This window comes from Streptomyces sp. 4F14 (assembly GCF_048159485.1).
In the GTDB taxonomy this organism is placed as follows: Bacteria; Actinomycetota; Actinomycetes; order Streptomycetales; family Streptomycetaceae; genus Streptomyces.
In genome coordinates this window covers 193,472-215,045 of the sequence record NZ_JBLRVY010000002.1, presented here as the reverse complement: position 1 = coordinate 215,045, position 21,574 = coordinate 193,472, and the positions used below count along the sequence as shown (strand labels likewise).

Below are 21,574 nucleotides of genomic sequence, written 5' to 3'. Positions count from 1 at the left end.
GTTCAGAAACGGTACTGCTGCTCGTCGTACCCGTTGCCGTGCTGCTGCTGGCCCTGGCCGTCCTGGTAGTACTGCTGGTCGGCGGGGAGGTCGGCGTTGTAGGACGGGTCGTCGGTGTTGCGCTGCTGGGGGACCCAGACGCCGCCCGCGGGGGTCTCCGAGTAGCCCTGCTGGGCGTACTGGTCCTGGGGGTAGCCCGGCTGGGTGCCGTACTGCTGCTGGTCGTAGCCGGTGGTGTCGTACGAGCCGGTGCCGTAGGTCTGGGTGCCGATGTACGGGTCGGAGTAGGCGGCGTACTGCTGCTGCTCTCCGGTGGTGTCGTAGCCGTACTGCTGCTGGTCGTAGCCGGTGTAGCCGTCGTAGGAGGCGTACTGCTCCTGGCCGGTGGCCGCGGCGTACGCGGAGTCGCTGTAGACGCCGTACGTGCCGGTCTCGTCCGGCATCGGCTGGGGCTCGTAGACCGTGTCGGGGGACTGGTGGAGGGGGCGGGCCGGGGTGAAGACGTCGTCGCGGTCGAAGTCGTCGTCGTAGCCGCCGGTGGCGCGCTCGAAGGCGGCGGTGGCCGCGGCGTCGAGGGCCGGATCGGCGTCCCCGGCGAAGGGGGCGGCGGGGGGCGGGGCCGCCGGGCCGGCCTCGTCGTCGAGCCTGTCCTCGGACTTCTTGCCCTTGCGGCGCTTCGTGAAGCCCTCCGCGAGGGCCGGGCGGCTGACCGCCCAGCCGGACTCGAAGCCCTTGCGGAACGACAGCGTGACGTACGTCTGGCCGATCGCGAACGCGACCGCGCCCACGGCGATCACCGGGACCGATGGAATCAGGACACCGAAGACGACGCCCAGGAAGCCGACGAACGCCAGCAGCCGCCAGCGCAGCCGCGCCTTGTACTGCAACAGCACCTCGCCGAGCAGCCAGAGCGCGACGATGCCGAACGCGATGTAGAGGACCGTCCAGCCCATGTACGCCCCTCTCCCGGTGGCCGCTACGCAGTGTGTCTTATTTTGGTGCGACCGGTCTAGGCCCGCGGGGGATGGTGCAGGCCAAGGTTCTCGTAGATCTCCAGTGACGCCGTGGAGTTGTTGAGCGTGATGAAGTGCAGTCCGGGCACGCCCTCGGCGAGCAGCCGCGCACAGAACTCCGTGGCGAATTCGATACCGATGGAGCGTACAGCGGCCGGATCGTCCTTCGCTGTGAGGATCCGCTCTTTCAGGGCGGAAGGGATCGCCGCGTTGCTGAGCTGCGGGAGCCTCTCCAGCATGCGGACGCTGGTGACCGGCATGATCTCGGGGATGACCGGGGTGTCGCAACCCGCGGCGGCGACGCGGTCGCGCAGGCGCAGGTAGGACTCCGGCTGGAAGAACATCTGGGTGATCGCGTAGTCCGCGCCCGCGCGGCACTTGTCGACGAAGTGCTCGACGTCCGTGTCCCAGTGGTCCGACCTCGGGTGCATCTCCGGGAACGCGGCGACGCCCACGCAGAAGTCGCCGGACTCCTTGATCAGGCGGACCAGTTCCGCCGCGTACGTCAGGCCGCTGGGGTGCGCGATCCACTCGGCCATCGGGTCGCCGGGCGGGTCGCCCCGGACCGCGAGCATGTTCCTGATGCCCGCGTCCGCGTACTGGCCGATGATGTTGCGCAGTTCGGCGATCGAGTGGTTCACGGCGGTCAGGTGCGCGACCGGGGTCAGGGTCGTGTCCGCGACGATCTGCTGGGTCTCCTTCACCGTCCCCGCGCGCGTGGAGCCGCCGGCGCCGTACGTCACCGACACGAAGTCCGGTGCCACCGCCTCGACTCTCCTGAGCGCCCGCCACAGGCTCTGCTCGCCCTTGGGTGTCTTCGGGGCCGAGAACTCGAACGAGTACGTCGTCTTGCCGGACGCCAGAATGTCACGCACCGTGCGCGCGCGATCGGTCCTTGTGGATGCGGTTCCGAGGGCCATACCCGCAGGTTAGCCAGCGCGGGCGCACTACCCCAACCAGCACTGGGAAAATGCCCAAATCCTCAGGGGTGATGTTCGGTTATCGGACGGATCCGGCCTCGTTCAGGCGCTTCCTGAAGCGGGCCGCCGCCTCGCCGGGGTCGTCCGCGTCGGCGATGGCGCGGACGACGACCACTCTGCGTGCACCCGCGTCCAGGACCTCGTCGAGGTTCGTGAGGTCGATGCCGCCGATCGCGAACCAGGGGCGGTCCGTGGCCAGGGAGGCGGTGTGGCGGACCAGGTCCAGGCCGGGGGCGTGGCGGCCGGGCTTCGTGGGGGTGGGCCAGCAGGGGCCCGTGCAGAAGTAGTCCACGCCCTCCTGGACCGCCGCGGCCTCAGCCTCCGCCGCCGAGTGCGTGGAACGGCCGATCAGCGTGTCCCCGCCCACGATCGCCCGTGCGGCGGGCACCGGGAGGTCGCCCTGCCCCAGGTGCAGGACGTCCGCGGCGGCCGCGTGGGCGATGTCCGCGCGGTCGTTCACGGCGAGGAGCCTGCCGTGCCGCGCGCAGGCGTCCGCGAAGACCGCGAGGTGCTCCAGCTCCTCCCCGGCCTCCAGCCCCTTGTCCCGCAGCTGCACGATGTCCACTCCCCCGGCGAGCACGGCGTCCAGGAACTCCGGAAGGTCACCCTGACGCTTGCGGGCGTCCACACAGAGGTAGAGACGGGCGTCGGCGAGACGGGCTGCGGCGTCGGGCATGTGGGGTTCCCCCGGGGGTGAGTGGGTGGTGGCAGTGGCGGTCTGCCGGCGGTGGCGCCCGCGCGGGAGGGGCTTCGGGTTCCGGGAGGACGTTCCCAGCACCGGGCTCGGAAAACATCCGGAGCCCGGCGGCCGTACGGAGCTGGTCAGGGCCGGCGATCGGGCCGTGGAGGTCTTCCCGCGTGCCGGGCCCCGCCGGGTCGCGGCCGCTCCGCCGGTCGGCGCGGCGCCCGCTCACGGCAGGGTGCGTCTCCGCTCGGGCCCGGCGGGGGCCGTGCCCGGCGAGGTACGGCTCCGACTCAGCCGGAGCCGTACCTCAGCCGTGCCTCGGCCTGTCTCGTGGTCAGACCGCCAGGGCCTGTGCCCTGCGTTTGACCTCGGTGCCCCGGTTCTCCAGGAGGGCCTGCGCCGGGGTGCCGGGGAGGGTGGGGTCAGGAGTGAAGAGCCACTCGATCATCTCCTCGACCGTGAAGCCGTCGTCCCGCAGGACCGTCAGGAGGCCGGGGAGGCCCTTGACGACCTTGTCGCCGTCGATGAAGGCGGCGGGGACGTGCAGCGCGCGGTTCTCACCGCGGCGTACGGCGATCAGCTGGCCCTCCTTCACCAGCTGCCGTACGCGCGTCACCTCCTCGTCGAGCTGTTCGGCGATGTCGGGCAGGGTCAGCCAGGCGGGGACAAGCGCGTCGATCTTCGTGTCAATCTCGGTCACGACACCAAGCCTGCCATCTGCCACTGACACTCGGAAGCCGGGACCACCCGGACCGGTACCTCACCGGCCCCCTGGACCCGCCCGGGAACCCCCGCGGGGAGCCCTCTCACGCCACCGCCGACTTCAGCGGCAGCCCCGCATCCGCCAACGCCTCCGCGTCCATCACGGCCCCCGCCTCGATCAGCCGCCGCCCCTGCGCCAGATCCCGGGGCCGCCCCACCGCCAGGAGCGCCGCCAGCCGCCCCTCCCGCAGCCAGCACACCGACCAGGCCGGTCCGGACGGCTCCCCGCGCCAGACCATCGTGTCGGCGCCGGCGTGGTGCCCCACGTACTGCACGAACCGCCCGAACTGCTCGGACCAGAAGTATGGGACGGGGTCGTAGGCGACGAGGGGCGCCCCGGTGGCGGCCGCGAGGATGTTCGCGGCGACCGTACGGGGGCCCTGGAGCGCGTTGTCCCAGTGGTGGATCAGGAGGCGTTCGCCGTACCGCGCGGAGGGGAACGAGGCACAGTCGCCGACCGCGTGGACGTCGGCGGCGGAGGTGCGCAGGTGGGCGTCGGTGACGACCTCGCCGTGGGCGCCCAGGGCGATCCCGGAGGACCGCAGCCACCCCGTCGCGGGCCGCGCCCCGATGCCGACGAGGACCGCGCCCGCGGGGATGCGTGTCCCGTCGTCCAGGAGCACCGCGCCCGGCTCGACGCTCCGTACGCGCGCGTGGGTGCGCAGGTCGACCCCGAGGTCGGCGTACCAGTCGGTCATCGGAGCGGCGACCTCGGCGGGCAGCGCGCCCGCGAGGGGCCGGTCGGCGGCCTCGACGACGGTGACCGCGCAGCCCGCCTCGCGCGCGGCGGTGGCGAACTCGGCGCCGATCCACCCGGCGCCCACGACCACGACGTCGTGCTGGTCGGCGAGGACGGGACGGAGGCGTTCCGCGTCGTCGAGGGTGCGCAGGAGGTGGACGCCGGGGACGCCTTCCGTGCCGGGCAGGAGGACCGGTTCGGCGCCGGTGGCGAGGACGAGCGTGTCGTACGGGACGGGGCCGCCGTCCGTGTCCACGACGTGCTCCTCGACCCGCACCGCGAGCGCCTCGCGGCCGAGGAGGAGGTCGATGCCGAGGGCGGTGAAGTCGATGTCGAAGGCGGAGCCGTCGGTCTTGCCGAGGAGGACGGCCTTGGAGAGCGGGGGGCGGTCGTACGGCTGGTGGGGTTCCGCGCCGATGACGGTGACCGTCCCGGTGAAGCCCTGTTCGCGCAGGGCGACCGCGGTCTGCACCCCGGCCATCCCGGCGCCGACGACAACCACGCGCGGGGCGTCCGTTTCCTGCGTCTGCTCGCTCACTCGATCACCATAGAGGCGTGACGTTGCGTCAGTCAGGGGCCCGGTTCCGTGACCTGCTCCACAACGCTCGTACCGGCGCCCTCCTGGGACTCCCACTCCCACGTCTCGTCGAGCCGCAGGCGCCCGTCGGGGAGCGTCACGACCGTCGACACGCAGTGGCCGGAGGCGGTCGTCCCGTCGGTGCGCAGCTGCACGTACCGGAAGTCGACGCGGTCCCCCGCGCGCGTGCCGACGAGATGGCCGCGTACGACGTCCCCGCCCGCGTAGTCGGCCCAGACCACGCCGTCGCGCTCGCGGTACGTGAACCGGGTGCCGGTGCCGACCTGTCCTGGCGCCTGGTCGGCGACGGGGGCGAACACGAGGCCGTCGAGGGTCAACTGAGGCTCCCTTTACGAGGTGCGGGGGGTGCGGGCTAGGGTGGTGGCCAACGTAAAGCACTCGCGGGAGCCCGGGCGTACCGGGCTGAGAGGGAGGCTGGCCGGCCTCCGACCGTACGAACCTGATCCGGGTCATGCCGGCGAAGGGAGGGGCTGGACGCCCATGTCGCCTACGCGTCCGTCTGACGTCCTCGTGGTCGGGGGCGGGATCATCGGGCTGGTCACCGCCTGGCGGGCCGCCCAGCGCGGTCTGAGGGCCGCTGTGCTGGATCCCGAACCGGGGGGCGGGGCCGCCCAGGTCGCCGCCGGGATGCTGGCCGCCGTCACCGAACTGCACCACGGCGAGCAGACCCTGCTGGGTCTGAACCTCGCCTCCGCGCGCCGGTACCCCGATTTCGTGGCCGAACTGGCCGAGGTCACCGGGCACGACGTCGGCTACCGCCGCTGCGGCACGCTCGCCGTCGCGCTCGATGCCGACGACCGGGCCCACCTGCGGGAACTGCACGCCCTGCAACGGCAGTCCGGGCTGGAGTCCGAGTGGCTGTCCGGGCGGGAGTGCCGCCGTCTTGAGCCGATGCTCGCGCCCGGGGTGCGCGGGGGGCTGCGTGTCGACGGCGACCATCAGGTCGATCCCCGTCGGCTCGCCGCCGCGCTGGTCGTCGCCTGTGAGCGCGCGGGGGTGGTCCTCCACCGGGAGTGGGCCGAGCGGCTCGACGTCACCGGGGGGCGGGCCACCGGCGTGCACACGCGCGCGGGCGCCTCCCTGGGCGCCGGGCAGGTCGTGCTCGCCGCGGGCAGCCTCAGCGCGCGCCTCGACGGGGTCCCCGACGCCGTACGGCCGCCCGTACGGCCCGTGAAGGGGCAGGTGCTGCGGCTCGCCGTGCCGGGGGCGTACGCGCCCTTCCTGAGCCGTACCGTGCGGGCCGTCGTCCGCGGGAGCCACGTGTACCTCGTGCCCCGCGCGAACGGGGAGCTCGTCGTGGGGGCCACCACCGAGGAACAGGGGTGGGACACCGTCGTCACCGCGGGAGGTGTGTACGAGTTGCTGCGCGACGCGCACGAGCTGGTGCCCGGGATCACCGAGCTGCCGCTCACCGAGACGCGCGCGGGGCTGCGGCCCGGGTCGCCCGACAACGCGCCTCTCCTCGGGCCCACCGGGCTCGACGGGCTGCACCTCGCCACCGGGCACTACCGCAACGGGGTCCTGTTGACGCCGGTCACCGGGGACGCGCTCGCGCACGCGTTGACCTGCGGTGAGCTGCCCGAGGAAGCCCGTCCCTTCACTCCCCGGCGCTTCGGTGCCGGCTCGCTTCTGGAGCACGCCGTATGAACATCTCCGTCAATGGCGAGGTGCGGGCCGTCGATGCCGGGACGGTGCTCGACGCCGTCGTGCGGGCGCTCGTTCCCGTGCCGGCCGGTGTCGCCGCCGCGCTCAACGAGAGCGTCGTCCCGCGCGCGGGGTGGTCGACGACCGTCCTGTGCGACGGGGATCGGGTGGAAGTCCTCACGGCTGTCCAGGGAGGTTGAACCATGGCTGATGATCCGTTTCTGCTCGGGGGTACGGCGTACTCCTCCCGGCTGATCATGGGGACCGGGGGTGCGGCCAGTCTCGACGTCCTGGAACGGGCGCTGGTCGCGTCCGGGACCGAGCTGACCACTGTCGCCATGCGGCGGGTCAACCCTTCCGTGCAGGGATCGGTTCTGTCCGTTCTTGATCGGCTCGGGGTGCGGGTGTTGCCCAATACGGCCGGCTGTTTCACCGCGGGGGAGGCCGTTCTGACCGCCCGGCTCGCGCGGGAGGCGCTCGGGACGTCGCTCGTCAAGCTCGAAGTGATCGCCGATGAGCGGACGTTGTTGCCTGATCCCGTCGAGCTGCTGGAGGCGGCGGAGGTGCTCGTCGACGACGGGTTCACCGTGCTGCCCTACACCAACGACGATCCCGTGCTCGCGCGCAAGCTGGAGGATGTGGGGTGTGCCGCGGTCATGCCGTTGGGGTCGCCGATCGGGTCCGGGCTCGGGATCCGGAATCCCCACAACTTCCAGTTGATCGTCGAGCAGGCGCGGGTGCCGGTGATTCTGGACGCGGGGGCCGGTACGGCGTCCGATGTCGCCTTCGCCATGGAGCTGGGGTGTGCGGGGGTGATGCTGGCGTCCGCGGTGACCCGGGCGCAGGATCCCGAACTGATGGCGTCGGCGATGCGCTCCGCTGTCGAGGCGGGGAGGTCGGCTCGGCTGGCGGGGCGGATTCCTCGGAGGTACTTCGCCGAGGCGTCGTCTCCTGCGGAGGGCTTGGCCGCGTTCGACCCTGAGCGTCCGGCTTTTTGATCCTTTCCCCACCCACGCACCACCCGTTTCCAGTCGATCGAGGGGTGGACGCCTCCCGTGGGGCTTCGCGCCGCCGGCGGCTTTCCGACCGGGGGCGACCCGGCGGCCTTCCGGCCGGGGGTCACACTGCGGCTATCCGACCGGAGCCACACTGCGGCCTTCCGGCCAGGGGTCACACTGCGGCCTTCCGACCGGGAGCCACACTGCGGCTTTCCGTCCAGGGGCTACCCGGCGGCCTTCCGGCCGGGGCCACCCGGCAGCGGCCTTCCGGCCAACGGCCACCCGGCGGTCTTCCTGCCTGCCGTCCCCGTGATCCCCGCCACTCCCGGAACCCTCCGTTCCGGGAAAGTCGTGCGTGGGGCGTCACAAGGCTGTTCCCGTCGGGGCCGGGCGGATCTCGGTGTCAGTGGGGGCTCGTAGACTCGGGGGCGTGGATACGACCCTTCAGGACCCTCTCGTCGGGCAGGTGCTCGATGGGCGTTATCGCGTCGATGCGCGGATCGCGGTTGGCGGGATGGCTACGGTCTACAGGGCCGTGGACATGCGGCTGGACCGGGTGCTGGCGGTGAAGGTGATGCATCCGGCGCTGGCGGCGGACGGTGTGTTCGTCGAGCGGTTCATCAGGGAAGCCAAGTCGGTTGCTCGGCTGGCGCATCCGAATGTGGTGCAGGTTTTCGATCAGGGTGCTGACGGGGGGTACGTGTACCTGGCGATGGAGTACGTCGCGGGGTGCACGTTGCGGGATGTGCTGCGGGAGCGGGGCGCGCTGCAGCCGCGGGCCGCGCTGGACATCCTGGAGCCGGTGCTCGCCGCGCTGGGGGCGGCGCATCGCGCGGGGTTCGTGCACCGGGACATGAAGCCGGAGAACGTGCTGATAGGGGACGACGGCCGGGTCAAGGTCGCGGACTTCGGCCTGGTCCGCTCCGTGGGGACGGTCACCGAGAGCACGGGCGGCGTGCTCGGGACGGTGGCGTACCTCGCCCCGGAGCAGACGGAGAAGGGCACGGCGGACGCCCGCGTGGACGTGTACGCGTGCGGGGTGATGCTGTACGAGATGCTGACCGGCGCCCAGCCGCACGAGGGCGAGTCCGCGGCGATCGTCCTGTACAAGCACCTGCACGACGACGTCCCGCCGCCCTCGGCGGCCGTACCGGGCCTGGCGTACGAACTGGACGAGCTGGTCGCGTCGGCGACGGCCCGCACCCCGGACGTGCGGCCGAACGACGCGGTGGAGCTGCTGGGCCTGGCCCGCACCGCGCGCGCCGCGCTGAGCGAGGAGCAGCTGGACGCGGTGCCGCCGCAGTCGACGGCGTCGGAGCACGACATCGCGCAGGACCGCACGAGCGTCATCCCGAGGTCGCTGACGGTCCCGCGCCTCCTGCCGGCGAACCCGGTGAACGAGGACGACGTCCAGCACACGTCCCGCTTCGAGGCACCCCCGCTCCCGCCGAGGCGCGGCGCGGTACGGCGCCGGCGGGGCGTCGTCGCGCTCGTGGCCGGCGTCCTGCTGCTCCTCGGGGTCGGCACGGGCGTCTGGTACATCAACTCGGGACAGTTCACGCACGTCCCCGCGGTCCTCACGCAGACCGAGGCGGTCGCGAAGGACCGGCTGGACGACGCGGGCCTCGGCGTCGGCGACGTGAAGCACGCGTACAGCGACACGGTGAAGCGCGGCACGGTCATCAGCACGGACCCGGCCCCGGGCGCCCGTATCCGCAAGAACGACTCGGTGACCCTCACCGTCTCGGACGGCCCGCAGACGGTCCGCGTCCCGGACGTGACGGGCCTCACGCAGGCCGAGGCGCTCAAGGGCCTCACCGCCGCCGGGCTCGAACCGGGCGTCGTGACCAGCGAGTTCGACGGCTCCGTCGCCAAGGGCACGGTCATCCGTACGACGCCGGCCGTCGGCACGTCCCGGCGTGCCGGTTCCGCCGTCGCCCTCGTCGTCAGCAAGGGCGCGGCCGTCGAGATCCCGGACGTCACCGGCCAGGACCTCGACGCGGCGACGGCGGCGCTGGAGGGGGCCGGGCTGAAGGTCGCGTTCTCCTCCACTCAGGTCAACTCCGAGCTGGACAAGGGCAAGGTCGCCGAGCAGTCGCCCGGCGCGGGCGGCGAGGCCGCCGGGGGCGACACGGTGACGCTGACGCTGTCCAAGGGCCCGGAGATGGTCGAGGTCCCGGACGTCGTCGGATCGAGCGTCGACGACGCGAAGAAGCTGCTCGAACAGTCCGGGTTCAAGGTCAAGGAGGACCGGGGGCTGCTGGGCCTGTTCGGGGACACGGTGAAGGACCAGTCGGTGGACGCGGGGGACACGGCGGCGAAGGGGTCGACGATCACGATCACCATCCGGTGACCAGCGGGGCGAGGCGTCGGCGGCAGGCAAGCACCCGGTGCAACACCCCCCGCCCCGCGTGACACCCTGGATGCGTGAACTTCCCCTCCCGTAACCCCGTAGGCGGCCACGTCCCCGTAGCCGGTGGCCTGCACTCCGTCGGCCTCTCGTACGCCCAGGAGCTGGCCGCCGAGACCGTGCAGGTCTTCGTCGCGAACCCGCGCGGGTGGGCGACGCCGGCGGGGAACCCCCGTCAGGACGAGGCGTTCCGGGAAGCGTGCGCGGAGCGGAGCATCCCGGCGTACGTGCACGCGCCGTATCTCATCAACTTCGGCTCCCACACCGAGGCGACCGTCGAGAAGTCGGTGGAGTCGCTGCGGCACTCGCTGCGGCGGGCCCGGGAGATCGGGGCGCTCGGCGTCGTCGTACACACGGGAAGCGCGACCGGCGGCCGGGAGCGGAAGGTGGCGCTGGGCCAGGTCAGGGAGCACATGCTGCCGCTGCTGGACGAGCTGACGCACGACGACGACCCGTTCCTGCTCCTTGAGTCGACGGCGGGACAGGGCTCGTCCCTCTGCTCCCGCACCTGGGACTTCGGCCCCTACTTCGACGCCCTGGACGCCCATCCGAAGCTCGGCGTCTGCCTGGACACCTGCCACATCTTCGCCGCGGGCCACGACCTGACCGGCCCGACCGGCATGCACCAGACCCTGGACCTCCTGGTCGACACGGTCGGCGAGGGCCGGCTGAAGCTGATCCACGCCAACGACTCGAAGGACGTCGTGGGCGCCCACAAGGACCGCCACGAGAACATCGGCTCCGGCCACATCGGCGAGGACCCTTTCCGCGCCCTGATGACGCACCCGGCGACCAAGGACGTCCCCCTGATCATCGAGACCCCCGGCGGCAAGGAGGGTCACGCGGCGGACGTGGAGCGGCTGAAGAAACTGCGGGACGACTGACCCTGGGGGAATACCCCTAGGGGGTATAGGGTTCCGCCCGGTGCAGGTCCCGTCCCCGACCCCGGGAGCCCCCATGCAGCACGAGGCGCACGCACACCATCACCCCGCCCCCGCCACCTGGGCCGTCGCGATCCAGGCCACCCTGCACTGCCTCACCGGATGCGCCGTCGGCGAAGTGCTCGGGATGGTGATCGGTACGGCGGCCGGGTGGGGAAATCTGGCGACGACCGTTCTCGCGATCGTGCTCGCGTTCCTCTTCGGGTACTCGTTCACCCTGCGCGGGGTGCTCAGGAGCGGGCTCGGGCTGAAGGCGGCCGTTCGGGTGGCGCTGGCCGCGGACACGCTGTCGATCGCCGTGATGGAACTCATCGACAACGGGGTGATCGCGTTGTGGCCGGACGCGATGGACGCCGAACTCGCGGATCTCCTGTTCTGGGGTTCGCTCGCGATCTCGCTGGTGATCGCGTTCGTCGTCACCGTGCCGGTGAACAAGTGGATGATCGGGCGCGGAAAAGGCCACGCGGTGGTCCACCAGCACCACCACTGAGCCTCAGAGTTCCGGCCCCTCCCCCGGCGTCTCCTGGTACGAGTACCGCTGCTCGCGCCAGGGGTCGCCGACGTTGTGATATCCGCGTTCCTCCCAGAATCCGCGCCGGTCGGCGGTCATGTACTCGATGCCGCGCACCCACTTGGGCCCTTTCCAGGCATAGAGGTGGGGGACGACGAGGCGCAGCGGAAATCCGTGTTCGGCGGTGAGGAGTTCACCGTCCTTGTGGCTGGCGAAGAGGGTGCGGGGGTCGGTGAAGTCGGCGAGCCGGAGGTTGGCGCTGTAGCCGTATTCGGCCCAGACCATCACATGGGTGACCTCGGGGGCGGGCGGCGCGAGCGAGAGGACCGCGCTCGCCGGAACGCCGCCCCATTCCGCGCCGAGCATGCTGAATTTGGTGACGCAATGCAGGTCGGCGACGACGCTCGCGTACGGCAGGGCCGCGAACTCCTCGTGGCTCCAGGCGTGTTTCTCGCCGTCGGCGGTGGCGCCGAAGACCCGGAAGTCCCAGCGTTCGGGGCGGAACTTGGGGACGGGGCCGTAGTGCGTGACCGGCCAGCCGCGTTGGAGTCGCTGCCCCGGCGGAAGCTCGGACGGTCCGCTCTCTCCTGTTTCCCGCTCCACCGGACGACCCATGGCTCCATCCTGACAGATACAAATACGAACCCGAAAATCGGGGCAATTCGAACTAAGCATGCCCTTACTTACTAAGCCAGCACTTACTGGACGATCTTCCGTACCAGTGCCATCATCGGCCGCGTCCTCCCCCCATTGATCCCCCACAGATCCCGTACGGAAGGAGCCTTGGCGATGCAGGGCGACCCGGAAGTCATCGAATTCCTCAACGAGCAGCTCACGGGTGAGCTGACGGCGATCAACCAGTACTTCCTGCACGCGAAGATGCAGGAGAACTTCGGCTGGACGAAGCTCGCGAAGTACACCCGGCACGAGTCGTTCGACGAGATGAAGCACGCCGAGGTGCTGACCGACCGGATCCTTTTCCTGGACGGCCTGCCGAACTACCAGCGCCTGTTCCATGTCCGGATCGGCCAGACCGTGAAGGAGATGTTCGAGGCGGACCGCATGATCGAGGTCGAGGCGATCGACCGCCTGAAGCGCGGCATCAAGGTGATGCGCGAGAAGGGCGACGTCACCTCGGCGAACATCTTCGAATCGATCCTGGAGGACGAGGAGCACCACATCGACTACCTCGACACCCAGCTCGAACTGGTCGAGAAGCTCGGCGAGGCGCTCTACATCGCGCAGCTGATCGAACAGCCGGAAAGCTAGGCGGCCTCTTCCAGAGAGACCGGCTCCACCGACTCCAGCCGCGTCACCGCCGTCTTGCAGGCCCCCCGGCCGAGGATCGCCTGAATCCGGCGGACGCACGAGCCGCAGTCCGTACCGGCCTTGCAGGCGGAGGCGATCTGGCGGGGCGTACAGGCGCCGTCACCCGCGTGCCGCAGGACCTGTGCCTCGGTCACGCCGAAGCAGCTGCACACGTACACGCGGATTCACCTCCCGCCCAGAACGATTAGGTGAACCTAACCTTACCCGGCGGACAGGTGCCGCAAAAGTGCGAAGGGGCGCGGATCTCATGTGATCCGCGCCCCAAGGCATGTCCTCCGGGAATTACTGGTCGCGGTACATCTCCGCGACGAGGAACGCGAGGTCCAGCGACTGGCTGCGGTTGAGCCGCGGGTCGCAGGCCGTCTCGTACCGCTGGTGGAGGTCGTCGACGAAGATCTCGTCGCCGCCGCCCACGCACTCCGTGACGTCGTCGCCGGTCAGCTCGACGTGGATGCCGCCCGGGTGGGTGCCGAGGCCCTTGTGGACCTCGAAGAAGCCCTTGACCTCGTCGAGCACGTCGTCGAAGCGGCGGGTCTTGTGGCCGGAGGCCGCCTCGAAGGTGTTGCCGTGCATCGGGTCGGTCACCCAGGCCACCACCGCACCGGCCGCGGTGACCTTCTCGACCAGCTCGGGGAGCTTGTCGCGGACCTTGTCGGCGCCCATGCGGACGACGAACGTCAGCCGGCCCGGCTCGCGGTCGGGGTCGAGGCGCTCGATGTACTGGAGCGCCTCCTCGGCCGTGGTCGTCGGACCGAGCTTGATGCCGATCGGGTTGCGGATCTTCGACGCGAACTCGATGTGCGCGTGGTCCAGTTGGCGGGTGCGCTCACCGATCCACACCATGTGCGCGGAGACGTCGTACAGCGAACCGGTGCGGGAGTCGACGCGGGTCAGCGCCGACTCGTAGTCCAGGAGCAGCGCCTCGTGGGACGAGTAGAACTCGACCGTCTTGAACTCCTCCGGGTCGGTCCCGCAGGCCCGCATGAAGTTCAGGGCGTTGTCGATCTCGCGCGCGAGCTGCTCGTAGCGCTGGCCGGACGGCGAGGACTTCACGAAGTCCTGGTTCCAGGCGTGCACCTGGCGCAGGTCGGCGTAGCCGCCGGTGGTGAAGGCGCGCACCAGGTTCAGCGTGGACGCGGAGGCGTTGTACATCCGCTTCAGCCGCTCGGGGTCCGGGATCCGGGCCTCTTCGGTGAAGTCGAAGCCGTTGACCGAGTCGCCCCGGTACGTCGGCAGGGTCACGCCGTCGCGGGTCTCGGTCGGCTTGGAGCGCGGCTTGGAGTACTGGCCGGCGATCCGGCCGACCTTCACGACCGGCACCGAGGCGGCGTACGTCAGCACGGCGCCCATCTGGAGCAGCGTCTTCAGCTTGGCGCGGATCTGATCGGCGCCCACGGCGTCGAACGCCTCGGCGCAGTCGCCGCCCTGGAGAAGGAACGCCTCCCCCTTGGCGACGGCCGCCATCCGGCCCCGCAGCTGGTCGCACTCGCCCGCGAAGACGAGCGGCGGATACGACTCGAGCTCCTCGACGACCTTGCGCAGAGCCTCGGTGTCGGGGTACTCGGGCTGCTGCGCCGCGGGCAGGTCGCGCCAGGTCGCCAGCGCGGCGACGGCTTGGGAATCAGCGTTCACGGTCACGGGCCCAACACTACGGGGTCGAGTCGACCGGTTTTCGCACGGCTCGAAAGGTGAGACACCGGTAAGCGGCAAAGGTGTGCTGTAGGGTACGCCGCATGTTCGCGTACTCCCTTCAGAACTGGTGGTGGACCGCTCCCCCGGCGGCCCGCTGATCTGCGCGTACATCCACAGGCCGCCTCCGAGAGGCGGCCTTCGTCGTTCCAGGGATTCCCGGAGCCGTCTCTCACGACGACAGAGAGACCCCATCCATGGACCTCCTGCACGACTCCCGCCCCTTCGCGCTCCTGCGCCGCCGCACACCCGGCCACGACGCCGACACCGTCGAACTGCTCATCGGCCGGACCGAGGTGTACGACCGCCTCGCCGGCCTCCCCGACGAGGGCCTCGCTCTGATCCCGTTCCGCCAGATCCGCGAGCGCGGTTTCGACGTCCGCGACGACGGCACCCCGCTGACCGTGCTGCTCCCGGAGGAGACCCACGTCCTCACCCTCGACGAGGCCCTGGCGCAGCTCCCGTCCCACGACGTCCGGGTGACCGGCGGCCGTTTCGACGTCGACGACGAGGAGTACGGCGAGATCGTCGGCCGCGTCCTGCGCGACGAGATCGGCAGCGGGGAGGGTGCCAACTTCGTGATCCGGCGGACGTACGAGGGCGAGATCGAGGGTTTCGGACGCGCGGACGCCCTCGCGCTCTTCCGGCGGCTCCTCGAAGGCGAGCGGGGCGCGTACTGGACGTTCGTCGTCCACACCGGCGAGCGGACCCTCGTCGGGGCGTCCCCCGAGGTGCACGTGCGGATGTCCGGCGGGACGGTCGTCATGAACCCGATCAGCGGGACGTACCGCTATCCCGCCGAGGGGCCGACGCCGGAACACCTCCTGGACTTCCTCGCCGACGGCAAGGAGATCGAGGAGCTGTCGATGGTCGTCGACGAGGAGCTGAAGATGATGTGCACGGTCGGGGACATGGGCGGGGTGGTGATCGGGCCCCGGCTGAAGGAGATGGCCCATCTCGCGCACACGGAGTACGAGTTGCGGGGGAAGTCCTCCCTCGACGTACGGGACGTGCTGCGCGAGACCCTGTTCGCGGCGACCGTCACCGGCTCGCCCGTGCAGAACGCCTGCCGGGTCATCGAGCGGCACGAGTCCGGGGGGCGCGGCTACTACGCGGGCGCGCTGGCCCTGCTCGGCCGGGACGCCGGGGGCGCGCAGACCCTGGACTCGCCGATCCTGATCCGTACGGCCGACATCTCCGCCGAGGGGCGGCTGAAGGTGTCCGTCGGGGCGACCCTCGTGCGCGGGTCCGACCCGGCGGGCGAGGTGGCGGAGACGCACGCGAAGGCGGCCGGTGTGCTGGCGGCTCTGGGGGTACGTCCGTCCCGGCCGCGTTCGGAACAGGGGCGCCCGCGTCTGTCCGACGATCCCCGGGTGCGGGCCGCGCTGGATTCGCGGCGGGGGTCGTTGGCGCCCTTCTGGCTCCGGATGCAGGAGCCGTCGGCGACATCGGCCGGACATGCGCTCGTCGTCGACGGGGAGGACACCTTCACGGCGATGCTGGCGCATGTGCTCCGCACGGGCGGGTTCGAGGTGACCGTGCGTCGCTACGACGAACCCGGCCTGCGTGCCGCCGTCCTCGCCCACCCGGGACCCGTCGTGCTGGGCCCCGGACCCGGCGACCCGTCCGACCTCGCCGATCCGAAGATGCGGTTCCTGCGGGAGCTGGCCGCCGAGTTGCTGCGCGGACACCGGCACGGAGTCCTGGGCGTCTGCCTCGGACACGAGCTCATCGCCGCCGAGCTGGGCATGGGGATCGTGCGCAAGGAGGTGCCGTTCCAGGGGGCCCAGGTGGAGATCGACCTGTTCGGGAGGGCGGAGACGGTCGGGTTCTACAACAGCTTCGTGGCGCGGTGCGGGAAGGAGATCGACGGGGTCGAGGTGAGCCGGGCGGAGAACGGGGAGGTGCACGCGCTGCGGGGGCCCGGTTTCGCGGGGGTGCAGTTCCATCCGGAATCGGTCCTGACGATCAACGGGGCGGAGATCGTGCGGGAGTTGCTGGGGGCGGTGAGGCCGGTGGGCTAGCCGAAGAAGACCCCGACCTCCTCGTACAGCTTCGGGTCCACCGTCTTCAGGCGTTCCGTCGCCGCCGCCAGCGGGACCCTGACGATGTCCGTTCCCCGTAGGGCGACCATCACCCCGTGGTCGCCCTCGTGGACGGCGTCGATCGCGTGGAGGCCGAAGCGGGTGGCGAGCCAGCGGTCGAAGGCGCTCGGGGTGCCGCCGCGCTGGACGTGGCCGAGGACGGTCGTGCGGGCCTCTTTGCCGGTGCGTTTCTCGATCTGTTTGGCCAGCCACTCCCCCACGCCCGACAGGCGGACGTGTCCGAACGAGTCCAGGGACTCGTCCTTGAGGACCAGGTCGCCGTCCTTCGGCATCGCCCCTTCGGCGACGACCACGATCGGCGCGTAGGAGGCGCGGAAGCGGGAGGTCACCCAGGCGCAGACCTGGTCGACGTCGAAGCGCTGCTCGGGGATGAGGATGGCGTTGGCGCCGCCGGCGAGGCCCGAGTGGAGGGCGATCCAGCCCGCGTGCCGGCCCATGACCTCGACCACCAGCACCCGCATGTGGGACTCGGCGGTGGTGTGGAGGCGGTCGATGGCCTCGGTGGCTATGCCGACGGCCGTGTCGAAGCCGAAGGTGTAGTCCGTGGCGGAGAGGTCGTTGTCGATGGTCTTGGGGACGCCGACGCAGGGGATGCCCTCCTCGTCGGAGAGTTTCGCGGCGACGCCGAGGGTGTCCTCGCCGCCGATGACGATCAGCGCGTCGACGCCCTGCGCGGAGAGCGTCGCCCTGATGCGTTCGACCCCGCCCTCCTCCCGGTAGGGGTTCGTGCGGGAGGAACCGAGGATGGTGCCACCGCGCGGGAGGATGCCGCGTACGGCGGGGATGTCGAGCGGGGTGGCGCGGCCGTCCATCGGTCCGCGCCAGCCGTCGCGGAACCCGGTGAACTCATGGCCGTACTCCTGGACGCCTTTGCGGACGACCGCCCTGATGACGGCGTTGAGGCCGGGGCAGTCCCCGCCTCCGGTCAGTACTCCGACGCGCATGGACAAGTCCCTTCGCCCTACCGACCTGACGAGGTGTCAGTCTCGCGCGCGGTTCACTCGTCGTCGAGACCCCGCTCGATCGCGTACCGGACGAGTTCGACCCGGTTGTGGAGCTGGAGCTTGCCGAGGGTGTTCTGTACGTGGTTCTGGACCGTGCGGTGGGATATGACGAGGCGTTCGGCGATCTGCTTGTAGCTGAGGCCCTTGGCGACGAGGCGCAGCACCTCGGTCTCGCGGTCGGTGAGCCGGGGCGCGTCGGGCTGGTCGGCGCTGCCGGAGGCGGGCGCGGGGTCGGAGGCGAGGCGGCGGTACTCGCCGAGGACGAGCCCGGCGAGGCCCGGCGTGAAGACGGGGTCCCCGACGGCCATACGCCGCACGGCGTCCAGCAGCTCCTCCGTGGACGCCGATTTCAGCAGGTAGCCGGTGGCGCCGGACTTCACGGCCTCCAGGACGTCCGCGTGCTCCCCGCTCGCGGACAGCACGAGGACCCGCAGCGCGGGGTTCGCGGCGACGACCTCCTTGCAGACCTGGACGCCGGGTTTGGCGGGGAGGTTGAGGTCGAGGACGAGGACGTCGGGGACGGCGGCCTTGGCGCGGCGTACGGCCTGGTCGCCGTCCCCGGCGGTGGCGACGACGTCGAAGCCGTTCTCGGCGAGGTCCCGGGCGACGGCGTCGCGCCACATGGGGTGGTCGTCGACCACCATCACCTTGATGCCGCTCATGTCCTGCCCTTCTTCGGGACCGTCAGTTCGACTTCGGTGCCCTGTCCGGGCGTGGAGATCAGTTCGGCGCGTCCGCCGAGGTCGCGCAGCCGGCCCCGGATGGACTGGGCGACGCCGAGCCGCCCCTCCCCCTCGGCCTGCGCGAGGCGTCCTTCGGGGATGCCGGGCCCGTCGTCGCGGACGGTGACGATGACCTCGTCCGGCTCGTCCTCGACGAGGATCCAGGCGTGCGCGTCGTCACCGGCGTGCCTGCGCACATTGTCCAGGGCGGCACCGACGGCGGCGGCGAGTTCCCGCGCGGCGGCCGGGGGCAGTTCGACCGGGGCGCCGGGTTCGGCGAGGTTGACGCGGGCGGCGGCGTACGGGGCGAGCAGGGGCCGCAGATCGACGGGGCCGCCGGGGTCGGGTTCGTCGACGAGGCGTACGACGGCGCCCTCGGCGAAGTCCTCCGACACGTGGGAGACGGGGGCGAGCCCGCCGGAGACCAGGGTGCGCAGCGCGACCTCCTGCTCACCGGCCATCCGGCCCAGCTCGGCGGCCTCCCCGCCGATCACCGCGCCCCTGCGCTGCACCATCGCCAGGACCTGGAGGACGCTGTCGTGGATGTCCCGCGCGAGGCGCTCGCGTTCACGGGTCGCCGCCTCGATCTCCAGGGCGCGGGCGAGGGTGCGCTCGGAGGCGCGGGCGACCTCGACGACGTACCCGATGGCGATGGAGGCGACCCAGACGAGGATCACGTTGTGGACGGTGTCGCGGGCGGGCGCCCCGCGCTGGATGAGGTTGGCGATCGCGACCGGCGTGGAGGCGAAGGCCGCCCAGCGCCAGCCGCCCTTGATGGCGAACGCGAGGACCGAGCCGGCCGTCCAGATCGACGGCAGGGTGGGGCCGCCGGAGGTGATGCGCTCGTCGGTGACGGCGAGGGGGGTGAGGAGGATGCCGACGACGGCGATGGTGAGGTCGGCGGCGAGGAAGCGTTTCGTGCAGTTGGCGGCGCTCGCGACGCGGGGGATCGTCGCGAGCGTCCATATGAACAGCAGCGGGAAGTAGACGAAGGCGACGACCGGGCGGTCGAAGTCGTCGTAGGCGCTGATGAACAGGCCGATCGCGTACAGCATGGTCAGGACGCGGTAGCCGGTCAGCGCACGCCACAGCGGCTGCTCGACCGACATGCGCATGACGCGTTCTCGCTTGGGCATGTCCCCCACCCCCCTGGGAAAAGACCTGAAAAGACCTTAAGCCTCTTCGGCCTTCTCCTTCTTGGCCTGGTCCTTCTCGGCCTGCGCGAGCGCCGCCCTGGCGGCCTTCTCGGCCTTCGCGGCCTCGGTGAGCTGGCGCTTGGCGGCGGTGGCGTAGATGTCGACGTACTCCTGGCCGGAGAGCTTCATGATCTCGTACATGACCTCGTCGGTCATCGCGCGCAGGATGAAGCGGTCCTGCTCCATACCGTCGTAGCGGCTGAAGTCGAGGGGCTTGCCGATGCGGATGCCGGGGCGCATCAGCTTGGGCATGACCTGGCCGGGCGGCTGGATCTTCTCCGTGTCGATCATCGCGACGGGGATGACGGGGGCGCCGGTCGCGAGGGCGACGCGGGCGAGACCGCCGGGCTTGCCCCGGTAGAGGCGGCCGTCGGGCGAGCGGGTGCCCTCGGGGTAGATCCCGAACAGCTCGCCTCGCTCCAGCACCTCGATGCCGCTCCTGATCGCCGCCTCACCGGCGCCGCGCGCGCCCGAGCGGTCCACGGGGAGCTGGCCGACGCCCTTGAAGAACGCGGCGGTGAGCCGGCCCTTCACGCCCGGGGTGGTGAAGTACTCGGCCTTCGCGATGAACGTCACCTTGCGGTCCAGGACCGCCGGCAGGAAGAACGAGTCGGAGAACGAGAGGTGGTTGCTCGCCAGGATCGCGGGCCCCTCGGCGGGGATGTTCTCCAGGCCCTCCACCCAGGGCCTGAAGGTGACCTTCAGCGGTCCCCCGATAGCGACCTTCATCGCGCCGTACAACAACCGAGTGCCTCCTGTTTCGTGTCGAACAGACCTTAACCCGGGCCGGTGCGGAACAGGCCGACGGCCCTGGTCGGTGTCAGTGCGGTCGCGTACGGTGAACCACACGTCCCGCGCCCTTTGAGAACAAGAGGAGACCGAAGTGCCGGTCCTTCCCGGAGCAGAGCCGTTCCGCCACGAGGGCGGAGAGGTCGGTGTCCTGCTCTGCCACGGCTTCACCGGTTCCCCGCAGTCCCTGCGCCCCTGGGCGGAGCGCCTCGCGGAACACGGCCTCACGGTCTCGCTGCCGCTCCTGCCCGGACACGGCACGCGCTGGGAGGACATGGCGCTCACCGCCTGGCCCGACTGGTACGCCGAGGTGGACCGTGCCCTGCGCGTCCTGCGCGAGCGCTGTACGACGGTGTTCGTCGCCGGCCTCTCCATGGGCGGCGCCCTCGCCCTGCGCCTCGCCGCGAAGCACGGCGCGGACATCACCGGCGTCATCGTCGTCAACCCGGCGAACAAGGTGCACGGCCTCGCCGCGTACGCCCTTCCGGTGGCCCGGCACCTGATCCGTACGACCCCCGGCATCGCCAGCGACATCGCGAAGGAGGGCGTCGAGGAGGTCGGGTACGACCGGGTGCCGCTGCACTGCGCGCACTCCCTGCGCGGCGCGCTGCGCAAGCTGGACGGCGAGCTGCCGCAGGTGACCCAGCCGGTGCTGCTGCTGCGCTCGGCCCAGGACCATGTGGTCCCGTCGGCGGACTCCGCGCGGATCCTGAGCCGGATCTCGTCGTTGGACGTACGCGAGCTGGTGCTGGAACAGAGCTACCACGTCGCGACGTTGGACCACGACGCGGACCGTGTCGTCGAGGAGAGCATCGCGTTCATCGACCGGCTCGTGGCCGACAGGGGTGTCGCTGAGGAAGGGACGACGGCAGGTGGCTGAGCACGACTCCGACCGCGAGGACAACGCGGAGCGGGAGGAGCAGAACGTCCCGTTCGACGAGGAGGCCGCGTGGGCGGCCATCGTCGCCGGGTACGGGGACGAGCCCAAGGATCCGCCGGGCGCGAAGCCCTTCAAGTCGGTGGAGGACCTGGCGCTCCTTGAGGCGCAGACCAACGACGACGCGCCGGCTGCCGAGGCCGAGGAGAAGCCGGCCGCCGAACCGCCGGCCGACAAGCCGCTCGGCGGTTCCGTGACGTTCGCGCCCGGCGTCGGGCCGCGCGACTACTCGCCGGCCGAGCCCAGCGACGACGACCTCGGCGAGGACGACGAAGGGCACTTCGTGCCCCCCGAGCCGCCGCCGCTGCCCGAGGCCGACGCGACCGCGAAGTTCGCGTGGCTCGGTGTCGTCGGGGGGCCGATCCTGCTGCTGCTCGCCGTGCTCCTCGGGTGGGACATGACGTGGTGGCTCGCGACGGTCGGCATCGGGGGCTTCCTCGGGGGGTTCGCGACGCTGGTGATGCGGATGCGGACGGACGAGGAGGGGGACGACGATCCCGGGCGGGGTGCGGTCGTCTAGCT

At 71.2% G+C, this 21,574-nt stretch carries 24 protein-coding genes and 1 riboswitch; of the genes, 11 read left to right on the top strand and 13 right to left on the bottom strand.

Annotation, left to right across the window (positions count from 1 at the left end; translation table 11 throughout):
• Positions 1 to 2 precede the first annotated feature (2 nt).
• The 6 genes from ACLZOT_RS03280 to ACLZOT_RS03255 all read right to left on the bottom strand — a co-directional run bounded on the left by ACLZOT_RS03280 (position 3) and on the right by ACLZOT_RS03255 (position 5,094).
• Positions 3 to 953 carry a hypothetical protein gene (locus tag ACLZOT_RS03280; RefSeq protein ID WP_416967151.1) on the bottom strand — a complete coding sequence of 317 codons (951 nt, stop codon included), beginning with the start codon at positions 951 to 953 and terminating at the stop codon, positions 3 to 5.
• 56 nt (positions 954 to 1,009) lie between these two features.
• A complete protein-coding gene (metF, locus tag ACLZOT_RS03275) occupies positions 1,010 to 1,933 on the bottom strand; it encodes a methylenetetrahydrofolate reductase [NAD(P)H] (protein ID WP_416967150.1) in 924 nt (307 codons plus the stop codon).
• Between the two features lie 79 nt (positions 1,934 to 2,012).
• Complete coding sequence (thiE, locus tag ACLZOT_RS03270) at positions 2,013 to 2,669, bottom strand: thiamine phosphate synthase (protein WP_416967149.1); 657 nt, start codon at positions 2,667 to 2,669, stop codon at positions 2,013 to 2,015.
• Positions 2,670 to 3,012: 343 nt separating this feature from the next.
• Complete coding sequence (locus ACLZOT_RS03265) at positions 3,013 to 3,378, bottom strand: Rv2175c family DNA-binding protein (RefSeq protein ID WP_416967148.1); 366 nt, start codon at positions 3,376 to 3,378, stop codon at positions 3,013 to 3,015.
• Positions 3,379 to 3,484: 106 nt separating this feature from the next.
• Complete coding sequence (locus ACLZOT_RS03260) at positions 3,485 to 4,717, bottom strand: NAD(P)/FAD-dependent oxidoreductase (protein WP_416967147.1); 1,233 nt, start codon at positions 4,715 to 4,717, stop codon at positions 3,485 to 3,487.
• Between the two features lie 32 nt (positions 4,718 to 4,749).
• The gene (locus ACLZOT_RS03255) at positions 4,750 to 5,094 is read right to left on the bottom strand and encodes a hypothetical protein (protein ID WP_416967146.1); all 345 of its coding nucleotides are present in this window, start codon (positions 5,092 to 5,094) and stop codon (positions 4,750 to 4,752) included.
• Between the two features lie 53 nt (positions 5,095 to 5,147).
• A riboswitch (TPP riboswitch) is annotated at positions 5,148 to 5,260 on the top strand.
• Between ACLZOT_RS03255 and thiO the strand changes: the two genes are divergently transcribed.
• The 6 genes from thiO to ACLZOT_RS03225 all read left to right on the top strand — a co-directional run bounded on the left by thiO (position 5,258) and on the right by ACLZOT_RS03225 (position 11,260).
• Positions 5,258 to 6,424: a glycine oxidase ThiO gene (gene thiO, locus ACLZOT_RS03250; protein WP_416967145.1), complete on the top strand. Its 1,167-nt coding sequence runs from the start codon at positions 5,258 to 5,260 to the stop codon at positions 6,422 to 6,424. It overlaps the preceding riboswitch by 3 nt.
• Positions 6,421 to 6,621, top strand: a complete 201-nt coding sequence (thiS, locus tag ACLZOT_RS03245) for a sulfur carrier protein ThiS (protein WP_416967144.1) — start codon at positions 6,421 to 6,423, stop codon at positions 6,619 to 6,621. The genes thiO and thiS overlap by 4 nt, the downstream gene beginning before the upstream one ends.
• 3 nt (positions 6,622 to 6,624) lie before the next feature.
• On the top strand, positions 6,625 to 7,419 hold the full coding sequence (locus ACLZOT_RS03240; RefSeq protein WP_416967143.1) for a thiazole synthase: 795 nt from the start codon (positions 6,625 to 6,627) through the stop codon (positions 7,417 to 7,419).
• A gap of 430 nt (positions 7,420 to 7,849) precedes the next feature.
• Complete coding sequence (pknB, locus tag ACLZOT_RS03235) at positions 7,850 to 9,772, top strand: Stk1 family PASTA domain-containing Ser/Thr kinase (protein WP_416967142.1); 1,923 nt, start codon at positions 7,850 to 7,852, stop codon at positions 9,770 to 9,772.
• A 74-nt stretch (positions 9,773 to 9,846) separates the two neighbouring features.
• Positions 9,847 to 10,713, top strand: a complete 867-nt coding sequence (locus ACLZOT_RS03230; RefSeq protein WP_416967141.1) for a deoxyribonuclease IV — start codon at positions 9,847 to 9,849, stop codon at positions 10,711 to 10,713.
• Between the two features lie 73 nt (positions 10,714 to 10,786).
• Positions 10,787 to 11,260: a DUF4396 domain-containing protein gene (locus ACLZOT_RS03225; RefSeq protein WP_416967140.1), complete on the top strand. Its 474-nt coding sequence runs from the start codon at positions 10,787 to 10,789 to the stop codon at positions 11,258 to 11,260.
• A gap of 3 nt (positions 11,261 to 11,263) precedes the next feature.
• Here the strand turns inward: ACLZOT_RS03225 and ACLZOT_RS03220 are convergent, their stop codons facing one another.
• On the bottom strand, positions 11,264 to 11,896 hold the full coding sequence (locus ACLZOT_RS03220; protein ID WP_416967139.1) for a sulfite oxidase-like oxidoreductase: 633 nt from the start codon (positions 11,894 to 11,896) through the stop codon (positions 11,264 to 11,266).
• A gap of 174 nt (positions 11,897 to 12,070) precedes the next feature.
• On the opposite strand from ACLZOT_RS03220, the gene bfr reads away from it, so the two are divergent.
• Positions 12,071 to 12,550, top strand: coding sequence for a bacterioferritin (bfr, locus tag ACLZOT_RS03215; protein ID WP_416967138.1), 480 nt, complete (start codon positions 12,071 to 12,073; stop codon positions 12,548 to 12,550).
• On the opposite strand, the gene ACLZOT_RS03210 is transcribed toward bfr, so the two are convergent.
• Both ACLZOT_RS03210 and ACLZOT_RS03205 read right to left on the bottom strand, forming a co-directional pair.
• Positions 12,547 to 12,768 (bottom strand): (2Fe-2S)-binding protein, encoded by a 222-nt coding sequence (locus tag ACLZOT_RS03210; RefSeq protein ID WP_416967137.1) that lies wholly within the window; start codon positions 12,766 to 12,768, stop codon positions 12,547 to 12,549. The genes bfr and ACLZOT_RS03210 overlap by 4 nt on opposite strands.
• A 124-nt stretch (positions 12,769 to 12,892) precedes the next feature.
• Complete coding sequence (locus ACLZOT_RS03205; protein WP_416967136.1) at positions 12,893 to 14,248, bottom strand: class II 3-deoxy-7-phosphoheptulonate synthase; 1,356 nt, start codon at positions 14,246 to 14,248, stop codon at positions 12,893 to 12,895.
• A gap of 95 nt (positions 14,249 to 14,343) precedes the next feature.
• Between ACLZOT_RS03205 and ACLZOT_RS03200 the strand changes: the two genes are divergently transcribed.
• The gene (locus ACLZOT_RS03200; protein WP_416967425.1) at positions 14,344 to 14,400 is read left to right on the top strand and encodes a trp operon leader peptide; all 57 of its coding nucleotides are present in this window, start codon (positions 14,344 to 14,346) and stop codon (positions 14,398 to 14,400) included.
• A 96-nt stretch (positions 14,401 to 14,496) separates the two neighbouring features.
• On the top strand, positions 14,497 to 16,323 hold the full coding sequence (locus ACLZOT_RS03195; RefSeq protein WP_416967135.1) for an anthranilate synthase family protein: 1,827 nt from the start codon (positions 14,497 to 14,499) through the stop codon (positions 16,321 to 16,323).
• On the opposite strand, the gene ACLZOT_RS03190 is transcribed toward ACLZOT_RS03195, so the two are convergent.
• From ACLZOT_RS03190 to ACLZOT_RS03175, 4 genes are read right to left on the bottom strand one after another with little or no spacing between them, the layout of a single operon-like run.
• Positions 16,320 to 17,348: a 6-phosphofructokinase gene (locus ACLZOT_RS03190; protein ID WP_416967134.1), complete on the bottom strand. Its 1,029-nt coding sequence runs from the start codon at positions 17,346 to 17,348 to the stop codon at positions 16,320 to 16,322. The two genes, ACLZOT_RS03195 and ACLZOT_RS03190, sit on opposite strands and share 4 nt — an antisense overlap.
• Before the next feature lie 53 nt (positions 17,349 to 17,401).
• A complete protein-coding gene (locus ACLZOT_RS03185; protein WP_416967133.1) occupies positions 17,402 to 18,070 on the bottom strand; it encodes a response regulator in 669 nt (222 codons plus the stop codon).
• Complete coding sequence (gene macS, locus ACLZOT_RS03180; RefSeq protein WP_416967132.1) at positions 18,067 to 19,266, bottom strand: MacS family sensor histidine kinase; 1,200 nt, start codon at positions 19,264 to 19,266, stop codon at positions 18,067 to 18,069. Before macS ends, ACLZOT_RS03185 begins: the two co-directional genes overlap by 4 nt.
• A 36-nt stretch (positions 19,267 to 19,302) precedes the next feature.
• Positions 19,303 to 20,055, bottom strand: a complete 753-nt coding sequence (locus tag ACLZOT_RS03175; RefSeq protein WP_416967131.1) for a lysophospholipid acyltransferase family protein — start codon at positions 20,053 to 20,055, stop codon at positions 19,303 to 19,305.
• 154 nt (positions 20,056 to 20,209) lie between these two features.
• Here ACLZOT_RS03175 and ACLZOT_RS03170 point away from each other — a divergent pair, with 154 nt between their 5' ends.
• Together ACLZOT_RS03170 and ACLZOT_RS03165 are read left to right on the top strand one after the other, a co-directional pair.
• Positions 20,210 to 20,995, top strand: coding sequence for an alpha/beta hydrolase (locus tag ACLZOT_RS03170; protein WP_416967130.1), 786 nt, complete (start codon positions 20,210 to 20,212; stop codon positions 20,993 to 20,995).
• Positions 20,988 to 21,572 carry a hypothetical protein gene (locus tag ACLZOT_RS03165; RefSeq protein ID WP_416967129.1) on the top strand — a complete coding sequence of 195 codons (585 nt, stop codon included), beginning with the start codon at positions 20,988 to 20,990 and terminating at the stop codon, positions 21,570 to 21,572. Before ACLZOT_RS03170 ends, ACLZOT_RS03165 begins: the two co-directional genes overlap by 8 nt.
• The last annotated feature ends 2 nt before the right edge of the window (positions 21,573 to 21,574 follow it).